Source organism: Desulfococcus sp., from assembly GCF_050178255.1.
GTDB lineage: Bacteria > Desulfobacterota > Desulfobacteria > Desulfobacterales > Desulfococcaceae > Desulfococcus > Desulfococcus multivorans.
In genome coordinates this window covers 6577-7972 of record NZ_JBFXGG010000129.1, presented here as the reverse complement: position 1 = coordinate 7972, position 1396 = coordinate 6577, and the positions used below count along the sequence as shown (strand labels likewise).

1 protein-coding gene is annotated in these 1396 nt (G+C 60.0%); it reads left to right on the top strand.

The window, feature by feature from the left end:
- Nucleotides 1-1084: GumC family protein (locus AB7S84_RS15270; protein WP_428155530.1), on the top strand; the 1084-nt coding region annotated here is incomplete at its 5' end.
- Nucleotides 1085-1396: the final 312 nt, after the last annotated feature.

Below are 1396 nucleotides of genomic sequence, written 5' to 3'. Positions count from 1 at the left end.
GCTCTTCCGGGAGGAGCGCATCCCCACCCCCGAGGAGACCCGTCTGGCCCTCATCAAAACGGTCCTCGACAAGATCACCGTGACCGAGATCCGGGACACCCGCCTCCTCCGAATCGGAGTGCGGGACTACGATCCCGAAGCAGCGGCGCGGATGGCCAACGCCCTGGCCCAGGCCTACATCACCTTCAACCTGGCCAACCGCCTCGAATACTCCCAGAACACCATGGCGTGGATGACGGAACAGCTTTACGACGTCCAGAAGAAGCTGGAGGACGCCGAGGCCGAGTTCCTGGCCTACAAACAGAAGACCAGGCTCTTCTCCGTGGAAGGACGCCAGGGCATGATCACCAACAAGATGAACGAGTTCAACGACGCCTATCTCCAGACGCGCAACCAGCGGCTGGAGCTGGAAGCCAAGCTGGGCGAGCTGCGGCGCATCGGCGGCACCTCCAACCGGCGGAACATCGTCCACATCCGCTCCCTCATTGAAAACGCGGTGATCGACAACCTCTACAACCAGCTCATCGAGGCCGAGGTGGCCTATTCCCGGGCCGCCAAGATCTACAAGGGCAAGCATCCCAAGCTGACCCAGATCCAGACCCAGATCGACAACACCCGGGCCAAGCTCAACGGCGAGATCCAGAAGGAGCTGCAGAGCATGAAGGCCCAGCAGGCCGTGCTGGCCGCCCGGGAGGAGGTCATCCAGAAGACCATCGGGGACTTCGAGAGCGAGGCCATGGAAACCAACAAGAAGGAGCTGGAGTACACCATGCTGGAACGGAGCGTCGAAACCCAGCAGCAGATGCACGACATCCTCCTGGCCAAGCTGAAGGAGACCAACATCAGCAGCAACGTGGACGTCTCCAACATCCGGATCACCGAGTCGGCCGTGGCCGTCAACAGCCCGGTCAAGCCCCAAAAGGCCCGGAACATCCTCCTCGGCGTCATCGTCGGCCTGATGGCGGGTATCGGTCTCGCCTTCCTCCGGGAATACCTCGACCAGTCCCTGAGAACGGAGGAGGACGTCCAACGCTACCTCGGCCTCCCCGTCCTCTCCATCGTCCCCCTCGCGGGAAAGAAGTAATCCGGGCCAAGGCCCGGATTACGAGGCTGAAGACTGAAGGAAAAGCGGGCCCGAAAACCGGCCCCACAATCACATAAAACCCTAAAACCTTAAAACCTTAAAACCTTAACCACTTTCAAAACAACCGATTCCCCTATGCCCAAAAAAAATAACGCCAAAGACAAAAAAGAGAGATCCTACGGCCGCGTCCTTCTCAACGGCGACAACCAGAAATCCCGGTTTGCCGAGGCCTATCGGACCCTGCGGACGAACCTCCATTTCTCCTTCATGGACCGGAACTTCAAGGCCCTGGTGGTGACCAGCGCCGGCGAG